Source organism: Enterobacter sp. PI-10, from assembly GCF_027947695.1.
Classification (GTDB): domain Bacteria; phylum Pseudomonadota; class Gammaproteobacteria; order Enterobacterales; family Enterobacteriaceae; genus Enterobacter; species Enterobacter vonholyi.
In genome coordinates, this window is record NZ_JAJNOG010000001.1 from 140,772 (window position 1) to 162,624 (window position 21,853).

General features: G+C 56.2%; 19 protein-coding genes and 1 other RNA gene. 15 read left to right on the forward strand and 5 right to left on the reverse strand.

The window, feature by feature from the left end:
- Positions 1-25 precede the first annotated feature (25 nt).
- Complete coding sequence (locus LRM19_RS00665) at positions 26-1,726, reverse strand: SgrR family transcriptional regulator (protein WP_223581443.1); 1,701 nt, start codon at positions 1,724-1,726, stop codon at positions 26-28.
- Positions 1,727-1,827: 101 nt separating this feature from the next.
- Between LRM19_RS00665 and cof the strand changes: the two genes are divergently transcribed.
- Entirely contained in the window at positions 1,828-2,646 is an 819-nt protein-coding gene (gene cof / locus LRM19_RS00670) for an HMP-PP phosphatase (protein WP_271366896.1), read from the forward strand.
- Positions 2,647-2,686: 40 nt separating this feature from the next.
- Here cof and LRM19_RS00675 read toward each other — a convergent pair whose 3' ends face one another.
- Complete coding sequence (locus LRM19_RS00675; protein ID WP_271366898.1) at positions 2,687-3,736, reverse strand: PLP-dependent cysteine synthase family protein; 1,050 nt, start codon at positions 3,734-3,736, stop codon at positions 2,687-2,689.
- Positions 3,737-3,848: 112 nt separating this feature from the next.
- Here LRM19_RS00675 and LRM19_RS00680 point away from each other — a divergent pair, with 112 nt between their 5' ends.
- From LRM19_RS00680 to amtB, 5 genes are all read left to right on the forward strand, one after another.
- Positions 3,849-4,307, forward strand: a complete 459-nt coding sequence (locus tag LRM19_RS00680) for an Lrp/AsnC family transcriptional regulator (protein WP_023310581.1) — start codon at positions 3,849-3,851, stop codon at positions 4,305-4,307.
- Positions 4,308-4,337: 30 nt separating this feature from the next.
- Positions 4,338-6,110 (forward strand): SmdA family multidrug ABC transporter permease/ATP-binding protein, encoded by a 1,773-nt coding sequence (locus tag LRM19_RS00685; RefSeq protein ID WP_271366899.1) that lies wholly within the window; start codon positions 4,338-4,340, stop codon positions 6,108-6,110.
- Positions 6,103-7,896 (forward strand): SmdB family multidrug efflux ABC transporter permease/ATP-binding protein, encoded by a 1,794-nt coding sequence (locus LRM19_RS00690; RefSeq protein WP_271366900.1) that lies wholly within the window; start codon positions 6,103-6,105, stop codon positions 7,894-7,896. The genes LRM19_RS00685 and LRM19_RS00690 overlap by 8 nt, the downstream gene beginning before the upstream one ends.
- Positions 7,897-8,103: 207 nt before the next feature.
- The gene (gene glnK, locus LRM19_RS00695) at positions 8,104-8,442 is read left to right on the forward strand and encodes a P-II family nitrogen regulator (RefSeq protein WP_008503304.1); all 339 of its coding nucleotides are present in this window, start codon (positions 8,104-8,106) and stop codon (positions 8,440-8,442) included.
- Positions 8,443-8,477: 35 nt separating this feature from the next.
- Complete coding sequence (gene amtB, locus LRM19_RS00700) at positions 8,478-9,767, forward strand: ammonium transporter AmtB (protein WP_115874359.1); 1,290 nt, start codon at positions 8,478-8,480, stop codon at positions 9,765-9,767.
- A gap of 96 nt (positions 9,768-9,863) precedes the next feature.
- On the opposite strand, the gene tesB is transcribed toward amtB, so the two are convergent.
- Positions 9,864-10,724: an acyl-CoA thioesterase II gene (gene tesB, locus LRM19_RS00705; RefSeq protein WP_023310585.1), complete on the reverse strand. Its 861-nt coding sequence runs from the start codon at positions 10,722-10,724 to the stop codon at positions 9,864-9,866.
- A 200-nt stretch (positions 10,725-10,924) separates the two neighbouring features.
- Between tesB and LRM19_RS00710 the strand changes: the two genes are divergently transcribed.
- Positions 10,925-11,452 carry a YbaY family lipoprotein gene (locus LRM19_RS00710; protein WP_024906833.1) on the forward strand — a complete coding sequence of 176 codons (528 nt, stop codon included), beginning with the start codon at positions 10,925-10,927 and terminating at the stop codon, positions 11,450-11,452.
- Positions 11,453-11,485: 33 nt separating this feature from the next.
- On the opposite strand, the gene LRM19_RS00715 is transcribed toward LRM19_RS00710, so the two are convergent.
- On the reverse strand, positions 11,486-11,797 hold the full coding sequence (locus LRM19_RS00715; RefSeq protein ID WP_271366903.1) for an MGMT family protein: 312 nt from the start codon (positions 11,795-11,797) through the stop codon (positions 11,486-11,488).
- Positions 11,798-11,967: 170 nt separating this feature from the next.
- On the opposite strand from LRM19_RS00715, the gene ffs reads away from it, so the two are divergent.
- The 5 genes from ffs (at position 11,968) to LRM19_RS00740 (ending at position 15,293) form a co-directional block, all read left to right on the forward strand.
- An RNA gene (gene ffs / locus LRM19_RS00720) (signal recognition particle sRNA small type) lies at positions 11,968-12,064 on the forward strand.
- 162 nt (positions 12,065-12,226) lie between these two features.
- Positions 12,227-13,276, forward strand: a complete 1,050-nt coding sequence (locus LRM19_RS00725) for an N-acetylmuramidase family protein (RefSeq protein WP_271366904.1) — start codon at positions 12,227-12,229, stop codon at positions 13,274-13,276.
- Positions 13,273-13,881: a hypothetical protein gene (locus LRM19_RS00730; RefSeq protein ID WP_271366905.1), complete on the forward strand. Its 609-nt coding sequence runs from the start codon at positions 13,273-13,275 to the stop codon at positions 13,879-13,881. The genes LRM19_RS00725 and LRM19_RS00730 overlap by 4 nt, the downstream gene beginning before the upstream one ends.
- Before the next feature lie 948 nt (positions 13,882-14,829).
- Positions 14,830-15,081 (forward strand): hypothetical protein, encoded by a 252-nt coding sequence (locus LRM19_RS00735; RefSeq protein WP_032638522.1) that lies wholly within the window; start codon positions 14,830-14,832, stop codon positions 15,079-15,081.
- The gene (locus tag LRM19_RS00740) at positions 15,078-15,293 is read left to right on the forward strand and encodes a hypothetical protein (RefSeq protein ID WP_023310588.1); all 216 of its coding nucleotides are present in this window, start codon (positions 15,078-15,080) and stop codon (positions 15,291-15,293) included. Before LRM19_RS00735 ends, LRM19_RS00740 begins: the two co-directional genes overlap by 4 nt.
- Positions 15,294-15,374: 81 nt before the next feature.
- Here the strand turns inward: LRM19_RS00740 and yczR are convergent, their stop codons facing one another.
- Positions 15,375-16,796 (reverse strand): MocR-like transcription factor YczR, encoded by a 1,422-nt coding sequence (gene yczR, locus LRM19_RS00745; RefSeq protein WP_271366907.1) that lies wholly within the window; start codon positions 16,794-16,796, stop codon positions 15,375-15,377.
- Positions 16,797-16,882: 86 nt separating this feature from the next.
- On the opposite strand from yczR, the gene yczE reads away from it, so the two are divergent.
- The 3 genes from yczE to LRM19_RS00760 all read left to right on the forward strand — a co-directional run bounded on the left by yczE (position 16,883) and on the right by LRM19_RS00760 (position 21,835).
- Complete coding sequence (gene yczE / locus LRM19_RS00750; protein WP_111963402.1) at positions 16,883-17,494, forward strand: membrane protein YczE; 612 nt, start codon at positions 16,883-16,885, stop codon at positions 17,492-17,494.
- 78 nt (positions 17,495-17,572) lie between these two features.
- Positions 17,573-18,643 carry a LacI family DNA-binding transcriptional regulator gene (locus LRM19_RS00755; RefSeq protein WP_271366908.1) on the forward strand — a complete coding sequence of 357 codons (1,071 nt, stop codon included), beginning with the start codon at positions 17,573-17,575 and terminating at the stop codon, positions 18,641-18,643.
- Between the two features lie 102 nt (positions 18,644-18,745).
- Positions 18,746-21,835: a beta-galactosidase gene (locus tag LRM19_RS00760; RefSeq protein ID WP_271366909.1), complete on the forward strand. Its 3,090-nt coding sequence runs from the start codon at positions 18,746-18,748 to the stop codon at positions 21,833-21,835.
- The last annotated feature ends 18 nt before the right edge of the window (positions 21,836-21,853 follow it).

Consider the following 21,853-nt stretch of genomic DNA (forward strand, 5'->3'; position numbering starts at 1 on the left):
CTGCCTGTGGCGCCGACCAGCTTCTTCACGATTTAGGGGCGGGAAGCCAGGCTTCGGTAAAGTCAAACCAGCCGCGGGTATTGAGACGTATACCATTTACGCCTGGTGGAGCACTGATTTGGTATTGATAATTAAAGAGTGGTGTCAGCACTGCACTTTCCATTAACCGGTTGAAGATGGCTTGCAGCCCCGCGTGCCTATCCCGCGCCTCTGCCTGCGTCTGTACCGCATCCAGCGTCGCTTGCAAATGGGCGTAAGCCGGTGCGCTAAGAACGTGCGGCCAGAGGGCATCGCAGCGCAGCCACTGTTCCAGCGTATATTCTGGCGCTTCGCCAATAAGCCTGTCGCCCATCATGATGTCTGCATCGGCAAGCTCCAGGCATCCGTCCCACGTCTTGGCGTCGTGAAAGATGACGGTCAGTTCACACCCCTGTAGCGCCAGGTATGCCTTCAACTGGCTGGCCATGGTGTGAAGCTCAACAGGGAGATGATAAACAAGCGTCAATGCTTCAGGGAGGGTTACACCCGATAAATCAGGCCATTCGGGGATGGTCCAGCCGGGAAGCAGTTCCTGAGTTGGCGTGATGAGCCCTTCGTTTAGTGGAAGGGTGTGGAGAAGCCGGGAGAGATGAATGATATTGATAAGCCGCTTTGCCTGGAGCTCACTCAGGCGTGCGCTCTGTTTTAGCGTAAGGTAACAGAACCCCAGGCTGGTGCTGCTGCTTACCAGCCGCAGACTTTCCAGCTCGTCGGCCTCGCCGATCGCGATTTGCACCGGGTGACGACAGCTGGTACCCAACCTGTAATCAAAAAGCTGGGGTGTGATCCAATATTCGATGGCTTTGAGCAGCGGATGACTCAGGTGATACTGCTCATGGCTTTCCAGACGAACCAGGTCGGGCTCAAAGGCAGCCAGCCGAAAGGGGCCAGAGCCAACCGAAGGATGGTCGGGATGCGCCAGACGGCTACAGTAGGTTGCCAGCCTGTGCGGTAGCCAGTAGTCAGGTTGATGCAGCGTAAACGTCAGACACTGTGGATGCGTTGTCTCAATATTTAAGACGCTCTGTAACAGGGTGCGCAGGGCGGGGAGCGTCAACAGCGCTGTCAGACTTCGCTGGAGTTGCGCCGTTTCTATTTTATCGCCGTTATGCCAGTGCAGGGTGGAGCGAATGTAGAAATGCCAGCGCATGCCGTCAGCAGAGACATCCCAGTGATGCGCCAGATCGCCCGTGGGTTCACTGCTGTTACCGTTAAAACGCGTCAAGCCTGAGAACACCTGTCCTGCCAGATGCTGCTCCGCCCGACCAGGTAAGAACCCCGGCTGCAGCGGCTCCAGGGAGCGATAGTAAGGAATGCGCAGCGTCGGCGTATCGTTTTGCCACTGCCCGCCCAAAAAAGGATGCAGTAATGACCGCAGCGCTTCAGGGGCAAGCTGGGCCAGTTCCAGCGCGTTATGCTGCTGCCCGCTCTTCAGCGCCTCCTCCATCATCGCATTGCGCAGTGACTCCGGCGCGACATGAAACGTCAGCTCACCGCGCTTACCGCGGCCAGACTGCGCTCGCCAGCTCAGCCAGCCCGCCTCCTGGGCCTGACGCAGCAACGTTCGGACATGCCGCTCGCTGCAAAAACAGCGGGCAGCCAGCTCGCTGATAGTGACCTGTTGCGTTGCACCCAGGGAAGGCTGCCAGAGGCGGTGATACTGATTGAGTCGATTGAGCTGGCGCATAAGAAACCCGGAACAATAATTTTCATCTATTCACTATTACTTCCGTATATCTCACACGATACTGATGCACAAGTTAACCGCATCACATTTCGGGAGTAATCATGGCTCGGCTCGCTGCATTTGATATGGACGGTACGCTGTTAATGCCGGATCACCGTTTAGGGGAAAAAACCCTGAACACGCTGAAACGCCTGCACGAGCGTGATGTTACCCTGACGTTTGCCACTGGCCGCCATGTGCTGGAGATGCGCCATCTGCTGGGCGCGTTTACCCTCGACGCTTTTCTGATTACCGGCAACGGGACGCGAATTCACTCTGTAGAAGGCGATGTGCTGTACCGACAGGATCTCAACCCGGAAGTGGCGGATATCGTGCTGCACAGCACCTGGGACACTAAGGCCAGTATCCACGTCTTTAACGATCGGGGTTGGTTTACCGGAAGCGAAATCCCGGAATTATTGCACGCGCATGTATACAGCGGCTTCAGGTACCAGCTTATCGATCTGCGTCGGATCCCCGCCCATGCGGTCACTAAGATCTGTTTCTGTGGCGATCACGACGATCTGTGTCGCTTACGGATTCAGCTGAATGAGGCGCTAGGCGACCGGGCGCATCTGACCTTCTCGGCGGTTGATTGTCTGGAAGTGCTGCCGGTGGGCTGTAACAAAGGTTCCGCTCTGGCGGTTCTGAGCGACCACCTGGGCTTAACGCTGCAGGAGTGTATGGCGTTTGGTGATGCCATGAACGACCGCGAAATGCTGGGTAGCGTAGGTCACGGTCTGATCATGGGAAATGCGATGGCGCAGCTGAAAGCAGAACTTCCCCATCTGCCGGTTATTGGCCACTGCCGCAATGAAGCAGTGTCTCATTTTTTGACTCATTGGCTGGACAACAACAATCTCCCGTATTCCCCCGAATAGTGAGACCCTTCCAGCAAGCCAGACTTCGGTCTGGCTTTTTTTATTTCACCAGTTCTGCAATCTGCGCTTTCCACGCGGCGATATCGCCGATGTTGGCCTGCACCCACTCCGCATTGTAGTAAGTTTCAAGGTAGCGCTCTCCGCTGTCGCACAGCAGCGTGACGATGGAACCGGTGCGGCCCTCTTCGCGCATGCGTGCGGCAAGCTGCAGTGCGCCCCACATATTGGTGCCCGTCGATGCGCCCACTTTGCGGCCCAGCTGCGTTTCCAGCCAGTGTGCCGTTGCCACGCTTGCGGCATCCGCCACGCGCATCATCTCGTCCACCACGTCGGGGATGAAAGAGGGCTCCACGCGCGGGCGGCCAATCCCTTCAATTTTACTGCCCACCGGGCTGCGCAGGCCGGCATCGCGATTTTGCCAGTAGTCGAGGAACACGGAGTTTTGCGGGTCAACCACCATCAGCTGGGTATCGTAACCCTGACAGCGGATGTAGCGTCCGATCGTGGCTGACGTGCCGCCGGTACCGGCGCTCATGACGATATAGGACGGAACCGGATGTGGTTCGTGGGTCATCTGGCGGAAAATACTGTCGGCAATGTTGTTATTGCCGCGCCAGTCCGTCGCGCGCTCGGCGAAGGTGAACTGGTCCATATAGTGGCCGTTCAGCTCGCGGGCCAGCATTTCAGAGGCGGCGTAGATTTCGCAGGCGCTTTCCACAAAGTGGCAGCGTCCGCCGTAAAATTCGATCTGTTCGATTTTGCGTTTTGCGGTGCAGGACGGCATCACCGCGATAAACGGCAGGCCCAGCAGGCGGGCAAAATAGGCTTCGGACACCGCCGTTGAACCGGACGAAGATTCAATGATAGTCGTGCCTTCTTTAATCCAGCCGTTACATAAACCGTATAAAAACAGCGAGCGCGCCAGGCGATGCTTCAGGCTGCCGGTAGGATGGGTGCTTTCATCTTTCAGATAGAGCTGAATGCCGTCAAATCCCGGCAGGGAAAGGCGAATCAGGTGCGTATCCGCCGAGCGCTGATAGTCGGCATTGATTTCGCTGATCGCATGTTTAACCCAGGTGCTATTCATCATCGTTATCCGTTTGTCATTTTGTGTCTAGGATAGCGAAAAGCACAGAAAAAATTGTTGCTATCTGGCCTTTAAAATAGAATGAAGGGAGAAAAATTTTCTCTGAGAGGTGGGTATGCTAGATAAAATTGACCGCAAGCTCCTTTCATTGCTGCAAAATGACTGTACCCTCTCTTTGCAGGCGCTGGCAGATGCCGTTAATCTGACCACCACCCCGTGCTGGAAGCGTCTTAAGAAGCTGGAAGATGACGGCATTCTTCTGGGGCGCGTCGCGTTGTTAGATCCCGAAAAGCTGGGGCTTGGGTTGACCGCATTTGTGCTGATAAAAACCCAGCATCACAGCAGCGAGTGGTATTGCCGCTTCGTCACCCAGGTGTCTGAGATGCCCGAAGTGCTCGGTTTCTGGCGCATGGCCGGCGAGTACGATTACCTGATGCGCGTCCAGGTGGCCGACATGAAGCGCTATGATGACTTCTACAAGCGGCTGGTGAACAGCGTGCCGGGGTTATCGGACGTCACCTCAAGCTTCGCCATGGAACAGATTAAATACACCACAGCATTACCTATTGAATAACTTAGTAAAATACCTTCAGGAACAAACCGCGTGCGATTATTTGCCCAATTAAGCTGGTACTTTCGTCGGGAGTGGCAACGCTACCTCGGTGCAGTCGCCCTGCTTATTATCATTGCCATCCTGCAGCTGATCCCGCCGAAAGTGGTGGGCTACGTCGTGGATGGCGTCACCGAACAGCATTACACCACCGCACGGGTGTTGATGTGGGTTGGCACGCTGGTGCTGACGGCGGTCATTGTTTATCTGCTGCGCTACGTCTGGCGCGTGCTGCTGTTTGGTGCGTCCTATCAGCTGGCCGTTGAGCTACGTGAAGATTTTTACCGCCAGCTGAGCCGACAGCATCCCGAATTTTATCTGCGCCATCGCACCGGGGATCTCATCGCCCGCGCGACGAACGACGTCGATCGCGTGGTCTTTGCCGCCGGGGAAGGGGTGCTGACGCTGGTGGACTCGCTGGTGATGGGCTGTGCGGTGCTGATCGTGATGTCCACGCAGATCAGCTGGCAGTTGACCCTGCTCGCCCTGCTGCCGATGCCGCTCATGGCTCTGGCGATTAATCGCTATGGTGAACAGCTACACGAGCGTTTTAAGCTGGCGCAGGCGGCGTTTTCGTCGCTGAACGATCGCACCCAGGAGAGCATGACCAGCATCCGCATGATCAAAGCGTTTGGTCTGGAAGACCGGCAGTCTGCGCTGTTTGCCGCCGATGCGGCAGACACGGGGGCGAAAAACATGCGCGTCGCGCGTATCGACGCCCGTTTCGATCCGACGATTTATATCGCAATCGGCATGGCAAATATGTTGGCCATTGGCGGCGGAAGCTGGATGGTAGTGCAGGGCACGCTTACCCTGGGGCAATTGACAAGCTTTGCGATGTATCTGGGTCTCATGATCTGGCCGATGCTGGCGCTGGCCTGGATGTTTAACATCGTGGAGCGCGGCAGCGCCGCCTACAGCCGCATTCGCGCCATGCTGGCCGAAGCGCCGGTGGTCAATGACGGCAGCGAAGTCGTACCGGAAGGACGCGGCGTCATGCATGTCGACGTCCGCAAGTTTGTCTATCCACAAACGGAGCATCCGGTGCTGGAGAACGTCAGCTTTACGCTTCAGCCGGGCCAGATGCTGGGCATCTGCGGCCCGACGGGATCCGGTAAAAGTACCGTGCTCTCTCTGCTCCAGCGCCACTTTGACGTCACCGAGGGCGATATTCGTTTCCATGATATCCCCCTGACGAATCTGCTGCTGGACGAGTGGCGTGGTCGCCTGGCGGTCGTCAGCCAGACGCCGTTTTTATTTTCGGACACCGTGGCGAACAACATCGCCCTTGGCCGCCCTGGGGCGACGCAGGAAGAGATTGAACATGTGGCGCGTCTGGCCAGCGTTCATGATGATATTTTGCGTCTGCCGCAGGGGTACGAGACGGAAGTCGGGGAACGCGGCGTCATGCTGTCCGGCGGGCAAAAACAGCGTATCTCCATTGCCCGCGCGCTGCTGCTGAATGCTGAAATCCTGATTCTGGATGATGCACTTTCCGCCGTGGACGGCCGTACCGAGCATCAAATTCTGCATAACCTGCGCCAGTGGGGCGACGGACGCACGGTCATTATCAGCGCCCACCGTTTGTCTGCGCTAACCGAAGCCAGAGAAATTCTGGTCTTGCAGCACGGGCACATTGCCCAGCGCGGGCAGCATGAAACGCTTGCCGAGCAGCCGGGCTGGTATCGCGATATGTACCGCTATCAACAGCTTGAGGCGGCGCTGGACGATGCGCCGGAAGAAGATGAGGAGGCCGCCAATGCGTAAGCTCGGAACGATGTGGCCGACGCTCAAACGTCTGCTGGCCTACGGCTCACCGTGGCGTAAACCGCTCTCCGTTGCCGTGCTTTTACTCTGGATTGCGGCGATTGCTGAAGTGAGCGGTCCTTTGCTCATTAGCTACTTCATCGACAATATGGTCGCCAAAAGCTATCTGCCCCTGGGGCTGGTGGCGGGGTTAGGCGTGGCCTACGTTGGCCTTCAGCTGGCGGCGGCAGGGCTGCACTATGCTCAGTCGCTGCTGTTTAACCGGGCTGCCGTGGGCGTCGTGCAGCAGTTGCGCACCGACGTCATGGACGCGGCGCTTCGCCAGCCGCTCAGCGAGTTTGATATCCAGCCGGTCGGGCAGGTCATTTCGCGCGTGACCAACGATACCGAGGTGATCCGCGATCTGTACGTCACCGTTGTGGCGACCGTATTGCGCAGCGCGGCGCTGATTGGCGCGATGCTGGTGGCGATGTTCAGCCTTGACTGGCGCATGGCGCTGGTGGCGATCACCATCTTCCCGGCGGTGTTGATCGTCATGGTGATATACCAGCGTTACAGCACGCCGATTGTGCGCCGGGTTCGCGCCTATCTGGCCGACATCAACGATGGCTTCAACGAAGTGATTAACGGCATGAGCGTCATCCAGCAGTTCCGCCAGCAGGCCCGCTTTGGCGAACGCATGGGAGAAGCCAGCCGTTCGCACTATATGGCGCGTATGCAGACGCTGCGGCTTGATGGTTTCCTGCTGCGTCCGCTGCTGAGCCTTTTCTCGGCGCTGGTGCTTTGCGGGCTGCTGATGCTCTTTGGGCTGAGCTCAAACGGTACGATTGAGGTGGGCGTGCTATACGCCTTTATTAGCTATCTGGGACGCCTTAACGAGCCGTTGATCGAGCTCACCACCCAGCAATCGATGCTGCAGCAGGCGGTGGTCGCCGGTGAGCGCGTGTTTGAGCTGATGGACAGGCCGCGTCAGGCCTACGGCAATGACGAGCAACCTCTGCAAAGCGGGACTATCGCCTTTGATAACGTATCGTTTGCCTATCGCGAAGATCGGCTGGTGCTTCAGGACATCACGCTTGACGTTCCGTCGCGCGGTTTCGTGGCGCTGGTGGGGCATACCGGCAGCGGTAAGAGCACACTTGCCAGCCTGTTGATGGGCTATTACCCGGTCACGCGCGGCGAAATCCGCCTCGACGGGCGCCCGCTCGCGTCTCTCAGCCACACCGTGTTGCGTAAAGGCGTCGCGATGGTGCAACAGGATCCGGTCGTGCTGGCCGATACCTTCTACGCCAACGTGACTCTGGGACGAGACTACACCCAGGAACAGGTCTGGGACGTGCTGGAAAAAGTGCAGCTGGCAGAGCTTGCGCGCGGGTTTAGCGATGGGATAAATACCAGGCTGGGCGAGCAGGGGAATAATCTCTCTGTCGGGCAAAAGCAGCTCCTGGCGCTGGCGCGGGTGCTGATTGAAACGCCGCAGATCCTGATTCTGGATGAAGCCACTGCCAGTATTGACTCCGGCACCGAGCAGGCCATCCAGCAGGCACTCTCCGCCGTACGCGACCATACGACGCTGGTGGTGATTGCCCACCGTCTTTCCACCATCGTCGATGCCGATACCATTCTGGTGCTACATCGCGGACAGGCCGTTGAACGTGGTACCCACCGTGAACTGCTGGAAGCAAAAGGGCGCTACTGGCAGATGTACCAGCTGCAGCTGGCGGGCGAAGAGCTTGCGGCCAGCGTGCGCGATGAAGAGTCGCTAGCGCCTGATGCACCAAAATGAGGCGGCGCACTAACAGTCATTCCTGTTGGTGCAAAACTGAAACGCACCATGCACCGGCATGGTGCGTTTTTTTTCACCAGTTTGTTTATCAAGGCCGTGTAATGCTCTGTGCGCCGCCGTTCCCCCCCGTTTGCATTTCTGGCACATCCCTTGCAATACCTTCTGCGTAAGCTACGGCCATTACCGAATTCTGACTGGAGGGGATCTATGAAGCTGGTTACGGTTGTAATCAAACCATTCAAACTCGAAGACGTGCGTGAAGCGTTGTCTTCAATGGGTATTCAGGGACTGACTGTCACCGAAGTGAAAGGCTTTGGTCGTCAGAAGGGTCATGCCGAGCTTTATCGCGGGGCGGAATACAGCGTTAACTTTCTGCCAAAAGTAAAAATTGATGTCGCGATTGCTGACGATCAGCTTGATGAGGTCATTGATGTCATTAGCAAAGCGGCCTATACCGGCAAAATTGGCGACGGCAAAATTTTCGTTGCCGAACTGCAGCGCGTCATTCGCATCCGTACCGGCGAATCTGACGAAGCGGCATTGTAAATAACGCCTGGCACACAGTGATAGGGATCGAGAAAATGAAGATAGCAACACTTAAAACGGGTCTGGGTTCGCTGGCGCTGCTGCCGGGCCTGGCGCTGGCTGCTGCCCCTGCGGTGGCTGATAAAGCCGATAACGCCTTTATGATGATCAGCACCGCGCTGGTGCTTTTCATGTCCATTCCGGGCATTGCGCTGTTCTACGGCGGCCTGATCCGTGGCAAAAACGTTCTCTCCATGCTGACGCAGGTTGCCGTGACGTTTGCGCTGGTCTGCGTGCTGTGGGTGGTTTACGGTTACTCGCTGGCATTCGGTACGGGCAACGCGTTCTTTGGTAATTTCGACTGGGTGATGCTGAAAAATATTGAGCTGACCGCGCTGATGGGCAGCTTCTATCAGTATATTCACGTGGCGTTCCAGGGTTCCTTCGCCTGTATTACCGTAGGGCTTATTGTGGGCGCGCTGGCGGAGCGTATTCGTTTCTCTGCCGTTCTGATCTTCGTAGTGGTCTGGATGACGCTCTCCTATGTGCCGATTGCGCACATGGTCTGGGGGGGCGGTCTGCTGGCAACGCACGGTGCGCTGGACTTCGCGGGCGGTACCGTTGTACACATCAACGCCGCGGTAGCGGGTCTGGTGGGGGCCTACCTGATTGGCAAACGCGTGGGCTTCGGTAAAGAAGCGTTTAAACCGCACAACCTGCCGATGGTGTTTACCGGTACTGCTATCCTCTACTTTGGCTGGTTTGGCTTCAATGCCGGCTCTGCGAGTGCGGCCAACGAAATTGCCGCGCTGGCCTTCGTGAACACCGTTGTTGCCACGGCGGGTGCGATTCTCTCCTGGGTGTTTGGCGAGTGGGCGGTGCGCGGTAAACCTTCTCTGCTGGGTGCCTGTTCGGGTGCCATTGCCGGTCTGGTTGGTATCACCCCTGCGTGTGGTTATGTCGGTGTCGGCGGTGCGCTGCTGGTCGGCCTGGTGTCGGGTCTGGCGGGTCTGTGGGGCGTGACCGCACTGAAACGTGTGCTGCGCGTCGACGACCCATGCGATGTATTTGGCGTGCACGGCGTGTGCGGCATAGTCGGTTGTATCATGACCGGTATCTTCGCGGCGAAATCGCTCGGTGGCGTGGGTTACGCGGAAGGTGTCACCATGGTTCATCAGGTGCTGGTGCAGCTGGAAAGTATTGCTATCACCGTTGTCTGGTCTGCTGTTGTGGCCTTCATTGGCTATAAGCTGGCGGATATGACGGTAGGTCTGCGCGTACCGGAAGAGCAGGAGCGCGAAGGCCTGGACGTCAACAGCCACGGCGAGAATGCGTATAACGCCTGATAAACAGCAAAACGGCAACCTCTGGTTGCCGTTTTTAATGTGTATTCCCTCTCCCGGTGGGAGAGGGTCAGGGGGAGGGCATCAGGCCGCACACAATCACCCGCGATTACGCATCACCCCTTCCTGCACCGTCGAAGCGACCAGCACGCCGTCCTGAGTATAAAATTCTCCACGCACAAATCCGCGTGCGCTCGACGCTGACGTGCTCTCCACGCTGTAAAGCAGCCACTCATTCATGTTGAACGGACGGTGGAACCACATGGAGTGATCGATCGTCGCGACCTGCATCCCTTTTTCCAGGAAACCAACGCCGTGCGGCTGCAGCGCCACCGGCAGGAAGTTGAAGTCAGACGCATAGCCCAGCAGATACTGATGGACGCGGAAATCTTCCGGCACGGTCCCGTTGGCACGGATCCAAACCTGGCGTTTCGGCTCGGCGGTATGGCCTTTCATCGGGTTGTGGAACTCAACCGGGCGGATCTCCAGCGGCTTATCGCAGAGAAACTTCTCTTTGACCTGAGGGGGAAGCAGATGCGCCAGCGCGCGAGCAATATCCGTCTCTGATTTTAAAGAGTCAGGTGACGGAGCCGGGGGCATCACTTTCTGATGCTCGTAGCCCGGCTCCGGCGCCTGGAAAGAGGCCGTCATGTAAAAGATCGGCTTGCCGCTCTGAATGGCCGCTACGCGGCGCGCGCTGAAGCTGTTGCCGTCTCGCAGAACTTCAACGTCATACACAATCGGTTTTGCGCTATCGCCAGGGCGTAAGAAGTAGCTGTGGAATGAATGCACCAGACGGTCTGCCGGGACAGTCTCCTTTGCTGCGTACAGTGCTTGTCCGACGACTTGCCCCCCGAATACCTGGCGTAAGCCGAGATCTTCGCTCTGTCCGCGAAAGAGTCCTTCCTCAATTTTTTCCAGATTTAGTAATGTCAGCAGATTGTTCAGTGCCTGACTCATAGTTGTCCTCAATAAACGCCGCAGCGAAAGATAGGCAGAGTATAACGCAGAAATGAAAGTGGTCCGATGGGTAGAATAATCTGAATATCGGCACGTTTTCAGGCATAAATCGGTGATCTGTGCCACACTTGAATACGTTATGTGATTGAAACGACATCGGATGGGATCGATCCCGCTGGTGCATTGATAAGGAGACTTCAATGAAACTCGTGCCCATGCTTAGTGGTGTAGCTATTGCGGTGGCGTTGTCCGCCTGTGCCGGTAAGAGCGCCCAGGTGCCGGTTCCAGCTGCAGATCCGAACGGGATTAACACCCTTTCACAGCAGTCCATTCAGCAGCCTAACGTTTCCGGTACAATCTGGATCAAGCAGAGAGTCGCTCTGCCTCCGGACGCGGTACTAACGGTAACGCTGTCTGATGCTTCCCTGGCCGACGCGCCGTCTAAAGTCGTGGCCCAGCGTGCGGTCCGTACAGAAGGTAAGCAGGCGCCATTTAGCTTCGTGTTGCCGTATAACCCGTCGGACGTGCAGCCTAACGCCCGTATTCTGCTGAGTGCAGCGGTAACCATCAACGGTAAGCTGGTCTTTATCACCGATACGGTTCAGGAAGCAATCAACAACGGTGGGACAAAAATCGACCTGAACCTGGTGCCGGTGCAGCAGACCGAAGTACCGGTCGCACCGCAGACCAATCAGCCGTCTCTGCCAACCCCACCGACTCAGATGTAATTCCTGCATTTCCCCTCTCCTCCGGGAGAGGGGTCAATATATCCAGCGAAACTTCTGCAAATCAATCTGACCCGACCCTGTCACCTGGACACCCTCTGAAAGTAACGCCTGACGCTGACGCTGAAGATCCGGCCCGGTGAGCGAAATGTTCCCATGACGATTCACCACGCGATGCCAGGGCAACGTACTGCCTTCCGGTAGCCGTTTCAGGACGCCTCCAACCTGTCGCGCCGCGCGCGGGGAACCGGCCAGGCGCGCAATATCACCATAGGTAGTGACATAGCCTTCCGGGATTGAGGCCACGATTTGCCATACGCGCTGTGGAAAGGAGTCGTGTTCGTCCATACCTTCACCTGTGGGGGGGTTCTGGAACGCTATGGTAAACGAAGATCTTCATGATTGCTGCGCCTGTTTGCGCAAGAAACCAGCATCCGGTTCCTGGTCACTTGCAATTGGGCTTTAGCACAGGGATAATGCGCCAGCGCGTTGGTTATCAACGCTCTCAATGGGGGCTCTGTTGGTTCTCCCGCAACGCTACTCTGTTCACCAGGTCAGGTCCGGAAGGAAGCAGCCAGGGCAGACGACGTGTGTGCCGGGATGTAGCTGGCAGGGCCCCCACCCATTTGTGCTCCCAATAACTCCTGTTTTCAGTGTTTACCTGGTGCGGCACAAGTGGCGTATCAATGCCTGCTGGATGTGAGCAGCTTGATGCTGTCGATCACGAGATGCGGTTTCCCACTAACCGTATATTTTTTCATTTATGAGTACTCAGAAATGGATAATTCTCTCAGACGTTTGTCACCTTTATTGAAAAGTGCCGTAGGAACGCCAGGTAAAGCAGGAAACTTTCAGCGCGACGTGATTATCGTGCAATACCTGTTTAATCTCATTAAGCCTATCATCCAGTATGACATCCCAGAAGATGGGATTATTTCCCCGACATTGATCAGAACCATCAGCCAGTTTCAGTCCATTCATTTGCGTTTCCAGCATCCCGATGGGGTTATTGAGCCAGAAGGGAAGACTTTCCGTGGATTAGTTGCTGCTGCGATGAAATATCCCCTTGCGTCCCAACAATCGTCTTTCGCGTCTTCATTTTTTAGGCAACCTTCTGCCAATGAAAATAGCGTCCGTCAGCTGGTTAACGATTATCTGAGAAAAGAGCGCTACAACGTAGCAGATGAAACCCTTGAGCGAAGCAAGCTGATGGCACCTGGTATTGATGGGGCTGTATCGCTGACGGAACAGGACTTTACTGAAGCCTGGGAAAATCTTAATCGTCGGGTAGAACTGAATATCATCAAAGCTTTTTCTATTGTGGAGTCGGGCGGACGATCTGGGTTTAATGCTTTAAATCTACCGATTATTGCGTATGAAGGGCATATTTTCCGTAAATACACCAAAAGGAAATACGATCAAACCCACCCTTTTTTGTCTTATAAATATGTAAAGAAAGCGGGTCCGGAATGGCAAAAAAACAATATCGACCAGCTTTCTGCATGGAATACCCTGGCGAAGGCTTACGCACTTGATGCCGAAGCTGCGATAAAATCGTGTTCATGGGGGATGTTCCAGATTATGGGGTTTAATTACGAATCGTGCGGTTATAAAGATCTCGGCACATTTTTAAAAGATATGAAGTCAAATGCCGGTAAGCAATTAAATGCTTTTTTACATTTGTGCAATAAGAACAGCTCACTACTGTCGGCAATGGTAAATAAGGACTTTTATAATATGGCATTCAACTATAACGGAAGCGATTTCGGTGATTATGACGTTAAAATTCGCAGAACGTATGAAAGCCTGGAGAAGGGGCGGAGATGAAAATTAAAATGATGCGCATAGTTTGCGGTTTTTCAGTCTTAATGGCGGCGTTTTCTTCGTATGCCACGACGCTACAGTCTGGCGTATATGAAGGTTTGTTACTCGCCGTATCACCGACGGGCAATATCACCGGGTATTACTCTGAATCGGCTGAAGACAGCGTAAAACGTACCTGCACTTTCTTTTTGACAGGCCATGTTTCAGCGCAACAGCCAGACACCATCACTTCATGGTCTTCATCTGTGCTCGCGGGCCATATTGCCGCGAATACCGCGGGTGTCACATTAGCCATTCCTGATGGGCAAAACCATGCTGGGTGTATGAATGTGCTGATGCCTGAAATTGCGACAGGTCTGGAACTGGAGAGGACGCGGCAGACACAGTGGCAAACGCTGATGAAGGTAAGCAGCCCGCGGGCTTATCTGAGCTCCACGCCTGATGCCGCGACCCGGCGTAAAGCCTGGATCGTTAAAGGAGACGTAGTAGGGGTAATACAAACCCAGGCTGGCTGGGCAGAGGTAGAGTTTGTCGCCCGTAGCGGAAAAACGACGCACGGCTGGGTGAATAGCAATGACGTTCAGCCGTTAACGCCTTCTGCATCCTGATCGATTTATTTCTCACCCTGAATTCAATATTGCCGGGCGATGCTTTCGCATCGGCAATCTCATTAAGCTAATCCGTAACGCTATTTTCCCCGCATGACCGCACCCTATGACACTGAAAATAAGAGTATAGCTAGCCGTCAAGGGCCCACCCATTTGTGCGACAGATATTCCGCTCCCGCTCTCACGGTAGATGAGATCGAACATGCCCGACGTATGGCCCTGGCAGGTAAAATTGAAGCGTTCACACAATTTGTGAACTCTTGCCGGAGCGTGATCAAAAACTATGAGCCGCCAGTGTTCAAGTACACAGGGGAAAATGTGGTCGCTTTATCTTCTTGTACGGAGGTATCTTTAAGGACTGCGGTTAGTCGTCCGTATTATGGTTATGTTAAAAAAGCCGTAAAAGATGAACAGCCAGAAGACCTATTTACAGTCAAAGGCAGCAATACGAACCTCCAACCACTGATTGAAGAGGTTGGGCGATCCTACATGGTAGTGGAAAATGTAGCTTAGCTGGAGTTTGGTCAAAAGCCATACAAAGCCGGGTCAGCCCCGGTTTTTTTGTGTCTGTCGCATGAGAAAACGGCTTGCCAGTGTATACTTTTGGTGATACAAAATCATTGCCCCACCGCTTTTTAGTGCATTGAAATACATAGGTTTTGTTAGAAAAAGCTTAGCTGGCAGGGCCCCCACCCATTTCCGCCCTCATAAAATCTTCCTTCTTTCACCTCTCACTTTTGACTGCTATCCCACAATAATACTATGCCTATATCGTGTAATATATATTTCATCGTGCTGAAATATTATTGTCATAAACCTGTAATAATAGACTGTCATTTTATAATTGGACGTCTATTTTCCTCCATAACTCGAAAAAATTTATATCTGGATAACATTGTTAACTTCGTGTATTAAATAAAGTACTTATTCCGAAGGGAAGTGACAAACATGGCTACAGCGGTATTAAACGTTAAGATTGATGACGCGCTAAAAGAAAGGCTTCGCCACTATGCGGAACTCAATAACGAGAATTTAAGCGTGACAACAGAGAAACTGCTGCTGCTGGCATTCGAAGCAGTAGAAGAGGCGGGAGTATCGGAAGAGGATATTGATAATCAGCATACGGAAGAAGAGAGTGTTTCTCCTTTTACTCCTAAAGAAATCAAAGCTCTACGTAAACTTCTGAAGAAGAGAAAATGAAACAACAACTGTCAACTGCCAGTGACTACAACGAGGCCTGCGATCTGTTGCGTTCAGGCTACGTGAAGCACGTACGTCTTGGCTGGAATGTTGGAAGCGATGAGTTCTTTCGTATTGCGTCTGACTGGTGTGATACCGGTGCAAAAATAAAGAAAGACGGTGATAATTTCGTTATTTCACTAAAAGGCTTTCCTATTCCTCCTCAGCATTAAACACTGACCAGTGAAAACTGCTGACTGCATATATTACAGTCAGCAGTTTTTATTTTATGATCTGCTTCAAATTTTTTAATATTAAATTACGCTGCGTTTTAACGATGGCACGTTTTTATTCAGGGCGAGCCATAACGGTTTGATCCTCAGTAACGCCTGCTCAAGCTCTGTCGATTCCAGCGAGAAGGGCATACGTAAATAGCGGTCAAACGCCCCCGATAAACCAAATCGCGTCCCGGTTCCAAGGTTAATCCCGATTATTTCTGCCCGTGCGGCAAGCTGTGTCGCCAGCATGCCCGGTAGCTCTATCCAGTATGAGAGCCCGCCTTCCGCCTCGTGGAATTTCCACTCCGGGAAATGTTCTCGCAGCAGGTCACCGCATCGATCGCGCCGTTCCGCTAGCATCTTACGGCGTGCGGGCAGAAACGTCTCGCTGTTGTTAATGAGCCACTGCATTGCCAGCTGTTCCAGCAGCGGCGAGCCTAAATCCAGCGTATCCCGCGTCTGGGCAAGCGTGGCGATGGTGCGCGATGAGGCGCGGATCCAACCTAGACGAAGCCCTCCCCAGAAGCTTTTGCCGGCAGAGCCTAAAGTGATGACGGTGGCCTGCGGGTTGAAGGAGGCCAGCGGTGGTGGGGGAGGCGCATCAAACCAGAGATCCACCATCGTTTCATCCACCACCAGCGCCGTGCGGGTTTGGGCTGCAATATCCGTGATGGCCTGACGGGTGGCAATATCCATACAGCGCCCGGTCGGATTATGAAAATCCGGCATCAGGTACGCCAGGCGCGGCGCGGTTTGGGCAAGCGTGGCGGCGAAGCCATCCGTATCCCAGCCGGTTTCCGGCAGCGACACCCCCACGGGCCGACACTGCGCGCCCTGAATGGCGGCAATCGCCAGCGGATAGGTGGGGTGATCGACCACGACGCGATCCCCGGGCCCGGTCATCATCCGCAGTACCAGCGCAAAGCCGCTGACGGCGCCATTGACCACCATCACTTCGTCCGCGCGGGTGGGAAGACCACGCGCGGTATAGCGTGCAGCGATGGCTTCCCGCAGCGTCGGCAGCCCTAGCTGATCGTAGCCCGTCAGCGAGAGATGCTGGGTAATGGCCGTGAGCGCATGGGTATACGCCTGATGGATCTCCGGCCCGGCATTGAGGGCGGCAGTGGAGAGATCCAGTGCCGCGCTCGCCGCGGAAAGAGTGGGAACGGCGCGCGTATCCGGGAGGATCACGCGTGACCCGCTGCCGTGGCGGCTTTCAAGATATCCCTCTTCACGCAGATGGGCGAGCGCGCTGCTGACGGTGGTACGGCTCACGTCCAGCGCCGCGGCCAGCTCACGCTCGCCCGGCAGCCGCGTATTCAGTGCCAGCCGTCCATCAAGGATTAATAAACGCAGCGCGTCGGCCAGCTGTCGCCAGAGCGGGGTTCGGGATGAGGCTTGTTGCCAGTGGCCTAAAAGGCGTACCAGAGACTGACTTCCGAAGCGGCGTGATGACATATGCAGTCCACTATTTGAAAACTGGACATTAATCATAGTGCCATTTTAGGTCAGGATGAAAGCCTGGTTCACTGGAGAAGATAAAAATGGTACGTCGTCTGCTACAACTCTATGTTGGTTTAGGACTGTATGGCCTGTCCACCGCGATGTTTATTCGTTCCGATTTGGGCGTCGACCCCTGGGATGTATTTCACCTTGGGGTGGGGTTACAGCTGGGAATGACTATCGGAACGGTGATTATTGTGACCGGCGCGGCGGTGCTGCTGCTGTGGATCCCGCTGCGCCAGATGCCGGGGCTTGGCACGATCAGTAACGTGATTTGTATCGGTCTGGCGGCGGACGCCAGCATGGCGCTTATCCCGGAACTGGAATCGTTACCCGTTCGAATCGCTTTCCTGGTGTCGGGCATCGTGATGAACGCGATTGCGACCAGCATGTACATCGGGGCCGGTTTCGGGCCAGGCCCGCGCGACGGTCTGATGACCGGCATTCACGCCCGGCTGGGGTGGTCCATTCGTAGCGTGCGCACCTCAATTGAAGTGTCCGTCCTGCTGATTGGGTGCGTGCTTGGCGGCACCTTTGGCGTGGGAACCGTACTTTATGCCCTGACCATTGGCCCGCTTATCCAGCTCTGTCTGCCCTGGTTTCGCCAGAAGCCGCGCATTGCGGAAATACCCCAGCCGGAGCGGGTTGTTTAATTTTGCGAAGCGCTCACATGTTTTAACGGCGTCGCTGTGCCACAATAATGGGCCCCGACTCACGCGATGCCACAATGCATGAAAGCTATCACTCTCTATGATGTCGCCCTCCTTGCGGGGGTTTCTTATCAGACCGTTTCCCGCGTCATTAACGACGCGGAGCATGTTTCTGCCCGCACGCGGGAAAAGGTGCAGCAGGCGATGGCGGAGCTGCACTACGTGCCTAACCTGCGCGCACAGCAGCTGGCGGGTAAACGCACCCGCACGCTGGGACTTATCACCACCGATCTGGCCCTGCATGCGCCCTCGCAAATTGTGTCGGCGGTAAAATCCCGCGCGGCGGAACAGGGGGCGAGTGTCCTTATCTCCATGGTGGAACAGCCGCAGCAGTGTCAGGTCGCGCTTCAGGCGCTGCTGGCGCAGCGGGTGGACGCGCTGCTGGTGAATGTTCCGCTTGACGATCGTGACGCTGAAGAACTCAGGGCACTGGCGTCGCCCGTCCCGGTGCTGTTCCTCGATGTGGCACCTTCAGCGCGGGTAAACAGCCTCGTGTTTAACGCGGAGCAGGGGGCGCGTCTGGGCGTTGAGCATCTGCTTTCGCTGGGGCATCGACATATTGCTCTGCTGAGCGGGCCGGAAAGCTCGGTCTCTGCTCGGGCGCGTCTGGGGGGGTGGAAAGCCGCTCTGGCCCGCGCGGGGTATGAAGCCGCTGAGGTGGCTTACGGTGACTGGAGCGCCGCCAGCGGCTATGAGAAAGGGCATGTCCTTCTGTCGGGGACGATATTACCGGATGCCATTCTGGTGGCTAACGATCAGATGGCGCTCGGGGTAATGCGCGCCTGCGCGGAAAAAGGGATCGCTATTCCTGGCCAGATGTCGGTGGTCGGGTTTGACGATACGGCCGACAGCGCCTGGTTTTCCCCGCCGCTGACGACCATTCGTCAGGCGTTTCGCGATGCGGGTGAACGCAGCGTGGAATGGCTGCTGGCCCCCACCGGGGAGGAGGCGTGCTGGCAGGTTCAACTGCCGGTGACGCTGGTTACCCGTCATTCAAGCGCACGCCGCAACCCGAAGCAGGCTGAACGCGAGGATCTGGCGGAGCAGCTGAGAAGCCTGGCACTCCTTGCCGAGCAGATTGCCCGCAAATAAAACTTTGTGATCTGACTCGCTACCCTGCGAATGGGCGCTTTACCATCGCCGGGTGCCAGGGCATGTTAACCAAAATTGTGAGCGCTTCGCAAAGAGGTTACTATGTCCACCACTTCACCGCTGACCCTCAGCGCCATTCTGGCCCGTCGGGACTGGGAAAACCCCGGCGTCACCCAGTGGAACCGTCTGCCCGCACATGCGCCGTTACACAGCTGGCGCAATGAATCTTCCGCCAGAGATGACGCCGGATCTACCAGCAGGTGCTCTCTCAACGGGCTATGGCGGTTTAGCTATTTTTCAGCGCCGGAGCAGGTTCCTCAAGCATGGGCAATTGAGGATTGCGAGGATGCCGTCGCAATGCACGTACCGTCAAACTGGCAGATGCAGGGGTTCGACACGCCCATCTATACCAATGTCACCTATCCCATCTCCGTTAACCCACCTTTTGTGCCGCAGGAAAATCCGACAGGTTGTTACTCGCTCACATTTGAAATGAATGACGCCTGGCTTCAGAGCGGGCAAACCCGCATCATCTTTGACGGCGTGAACTCGGCGTTCCATCTGTGGTGCAACGGGAAGTGGATAGGCTATTCCCAGGACAGTCGACTGCCCGCCGAATTTGACCTCTCGGCGGCATTACGCCCCGGGCAGAACCGCCTGGCGGTCATGGTATTGCGCTGGTGCGACGGCAGCTATCTTGAAGATCAGGACATGTGGCGCATGAGCGGCATTTTCCGCGATGTGACTTTGCTGCATAAACCCGATACCCGGATTGCCGATTATCACGTGGTGACGGACCTGAATAAGGAGCTGGACCGCGCGGTGCTGAAGGTTGATGTCGCGCTGGCAGGCGCTGGCTTTGCAGACTGCGAGGTGGTTTTTACCCTGTGGCGCGCGGAGGAAAAATGCGCCTGCGTTTCCCGGCGTCCAGGGTCAGCCATCGTCGACGAGCGCGGCAGCTGGGCAGAGCGCTTAACGGCGGCGATGCCCGTTGAACAGCCCGCGCTCTGGAGCGCTGAAACGCCAGAACTGTATCGCCTGACGATTGCGCTTATCAACCCGCAGGGTGAAGTGCTTGAGATTGAGGCGTGCGACGTGGGCTTCCGCCGCGTTGATATCAGCAATGGCCTGCTGAAGCTCAACGGTAAACCGCTGCTGATCCGAGGGGTTAACCGGCACGAGCATCACCCGGAAAACGGCCAGGTGATGGACGAAGCGACCATGCGCCGCGATATCGAAATCATGAAGCAGCACAACTTCAACGCCGTGCGCTGCTCGCACTACCCGAACCATCCGCTGTGGTACCGGCTTTGCGATCGCTACGGGCTGTACGTTGTTGATGAAGCCAACATCGAAACCCACGGTATGGTGCCGATGAGCCGCCTTGCAGACGATCCGCGCTGGCTGCCCGCCATGAGCGAGCGCGTGACCCGAATGGTGCAGCGCGATCGTAATCATCCCTCAATTATCATTTGGTCGCTGGGCAATGAGTCCGGGCACGGCGCAAACCACGACGCACTGTATCGCTGGGTGAAATCCACGGACCCGACGCGTCCGGTGCAGTATGAAGGCGGCGGCGCGAACACGACGGCTACCGATATTGTTTGTCCGATGTACGCCCGTGTCGATCAGGATCAGCCCTTCCCGGCAGTGCCTAAATGGTCAATCAAAAAATGGATCGGTATGCCGGACGAAACGCGTCCGCTGATCCTCTGTGAATACGCTCACGCGATGGGAAATAGCTTTGGCGGGTTCGCGAAATACTGGCAGGCGTTTCGCAGTCACCCTCGCCTGCAGGGTGGGTTTGTCTGGGACTGGGTCGATCAGGCCCTGACGAAACAGGAAGAAGCTGGCAACGCGTTCTGGGCCTACGGGGGAGACTTTGGCGATAAGCCGAACGATCGGCAGTTCTGCCTCAATGGCCTGGTATTCCCCGATCGCACGCCGCACCCGGCGCTGTACGAGGCGCAGCGCGCCCAGCAGTTCTTTACCTTTACGCGGGTCAGCACCTCGCCGCTGGTGATTGAGGTGCACAGCGGCTACCTGTTCCGCCACACCGATAATGAAGTGCTGAGCTGGACGGTTGCCCGTGACGGGGACGTGCTGGCCGAGGGCGAGGTGACGCTCTCGATGTCGCCTGAAGGCACCCAGCGTCTGGAGATCGACCTGCCGGAGCTGAAAGCCGGGCCGGGTGAGGTCTGGCTGAACGTAGAAGTACGCCAGCCGCGGGCAACGCCGTGGTCACCGGCTGACCATCGCTGCGCGTGGGAGCAGTGGCCGCTGCCGGCTCCACTCTTTATTGCTCCGCCAGCTCCGGTGGGCGAGCCGCCGGTCTTGACGCAAAACGATCGCGTTCAGGAGATCTCCCATCGTCAACAGCGCTGGCAATTCGATCGCGCAACCGGAAATCTGACTCAATGGTGGCGAAATGGCGTTGAAACGCTGCTTTCACCTCTGACGGATAACGTCAGCCGCGCGCCGCTGGACAACGACATTGGCGTAAGTGAAGCGACGAAGATCGATCCGAACGCCTGGGTTGAACGCTGGAAAGCGGCGGGCATGTACGATCTCACCTCGCGCGTTCTGCACTGTGAGGCAGAGCAGCACGCAGACGAGGTGGTTGTCACAACCCAGCACGTCCTTGAGTATCGCGGCAAAGCCCTGTTTATGAGCCGTAAAGTCTGGCGGGTGGACGAGCGAGGCGTTCTGCATGTCGATATTCAGGTCGATATTGCATCTGATATCCCGGAGCCTGCGCGCGTTGGCCTGAGCGTTCATCTTGCCGAAACGCCGGAAAACGTCTCCTGGCTGGGGCTGGGGCCGCATGAAAACTATCCGGACAGAAAGCTGGCGGCACAGCAGGGGCGCTGGACATTACCCCTGGCGGAGATGCACACGCCGTATATCTTCCCGACGGAAAATGGTTTGCGCTGTGATACGCGGGAGCTGACGCTGGGAACGCATCAGCTAAATGGCCAGTTCCACTTCTCGGTGAGCCGCTACAGCCAGCAGCAGCTGCGGGAGACAACCCATCATCATCTGCTCTGGGAAGAGCCGGGATGCTGGCTTAACCTCGATGCGTTCCATATGGGCGTGGGCGGCGACGACTCCTGGAGCCCCAGCGTTGCACCGGAATTCATTCTGCAGACACGTCAGCTGCGCTATACCTTCAGCTGGCAGCAGAACCCTTAACTGACCGTGGAGAGGCGG

Bases quoted from the DNA above. Each gene is read 5' to 3' on its own strand.
- tesB (WP_023310585.1), bottom strand. From the start codon at position 10,724: ATGAGTCAGGCACTGAACAATCTGCTGACATTACTAAATCTGGAAAAA.
- LRM19_RS00665 (WP_223581443.1), bottom strand. From the start codon at position 1,726: ATGCGCCAGCTCAATCGACTCAATCAGTATCACCGCCTCTGGCAGCCT.
- LRM19_RS00675 (WP_271366898.1), bottom strand. From the start codon at position 3,736: ATGATGAATAGCACCTGGGTTAAACATGCGATCAGCGAAATCAATGCC.
- yczR (WP_271366907.1), bottom strand. From the start codon at position 16,796: ATGTCATCACGCCGCTTCGGAAGTCAGTCTCTGGTACGCCTTTTAGGC.
- LRM19_RS00715 (WP_271366903.1), bottom strand. From the start codon at position 11,797: ATGGACGAACACGACTCCTTTCCACAGCGCGTATGGCAAATCGTGGCC.
- LRM19_RS00710 (WP_024906833.1), top strand. From the start codon at position 10,925: ATGAAACTCGTGCCCATGCTTAGTGGTGTAGCTATTGCGGTGGCGTTG.
- LRM19_RS00730 (WP_271366905.1), top strand. From the start codon at position 13,273: ATGAAAATTAAAATGATGCGCATAGTTTGCGGTTTTTCAGTCTTAATG.
- LRM19_RS00760 (WP_271366909.1), top strand. From the start codon at position 18,746: ATGTCCACCACTTCACCGCTGACCCTCAGCGCCATTCTGGCCCGTCGG.
- LRM19_RS00690 (WP_271366900.1), top strand. From the start codon at position 6,103: ATGCGTAAGCTCGGAACGATGTGGCCGACGCTCAAACGTCTGCTGGCC.
- LRM19_RS00680 (WP_023310581.1), top strand. From the start codon at position 3,849: ATGCTAGATAAAATTGACCGCAAGCTCCTTTCATTGCTGCAAAATGAC.
- LRM19_RS00735 (WP_032638522.1), top strand. From the start codon at position 14,830: ATGGCTACAGCGGTATTAAACGTTAAGATTGATGACGCGCTAAAAGAA.
- LRM19_RS00755 (WP_271366908.1), top strand. From the start codon at position 17,573: ATGAAAGCTATCACTCTCTATGATGTCGCCCTCCTTGCGGGGGTTTCT.
- LRM19_RS00740 (WP_023310588.1), top strand. From the start codon at position 15,078: ATGAAACAACAACTGTCAACTGCCAGTGACTACAACGAGGCCTGCGAT.
- amtB (WP_115874359.1), top strand. From the start codon at position 8,478: ATGAAGATAGCAACACTTAAAACGGGTCTGGGTTCGCTGGCGCTGCTG.
- yczE (WP_111963402.1), top strand. From the start codon at position 16,883: ATGGTACGTCGTCTGCTACAACTCTATGTTGGTTTAGGACTGTATGGC.
- glnK (WP_008503304.1), top strand. From the start codon at position 8,104: ATGAAGCTGGTTACGGTTGTAATCAAACCATTCAAACTCGAAGACGTG.
- LRM19_RS00725 (WP_271366904.1), top strand. From the start codon at position 12,227: ATGGATAATTCTCTCAGACGTTTGTCACCTTTATTGAAAAGTGCCGTA.
- cof (WP_271366896.1), top strand. From the start codon at position 1,828: ATGGCTCGGCTCGCTGCATTTGATATGGACGGTACGCTGTTAATGCCG.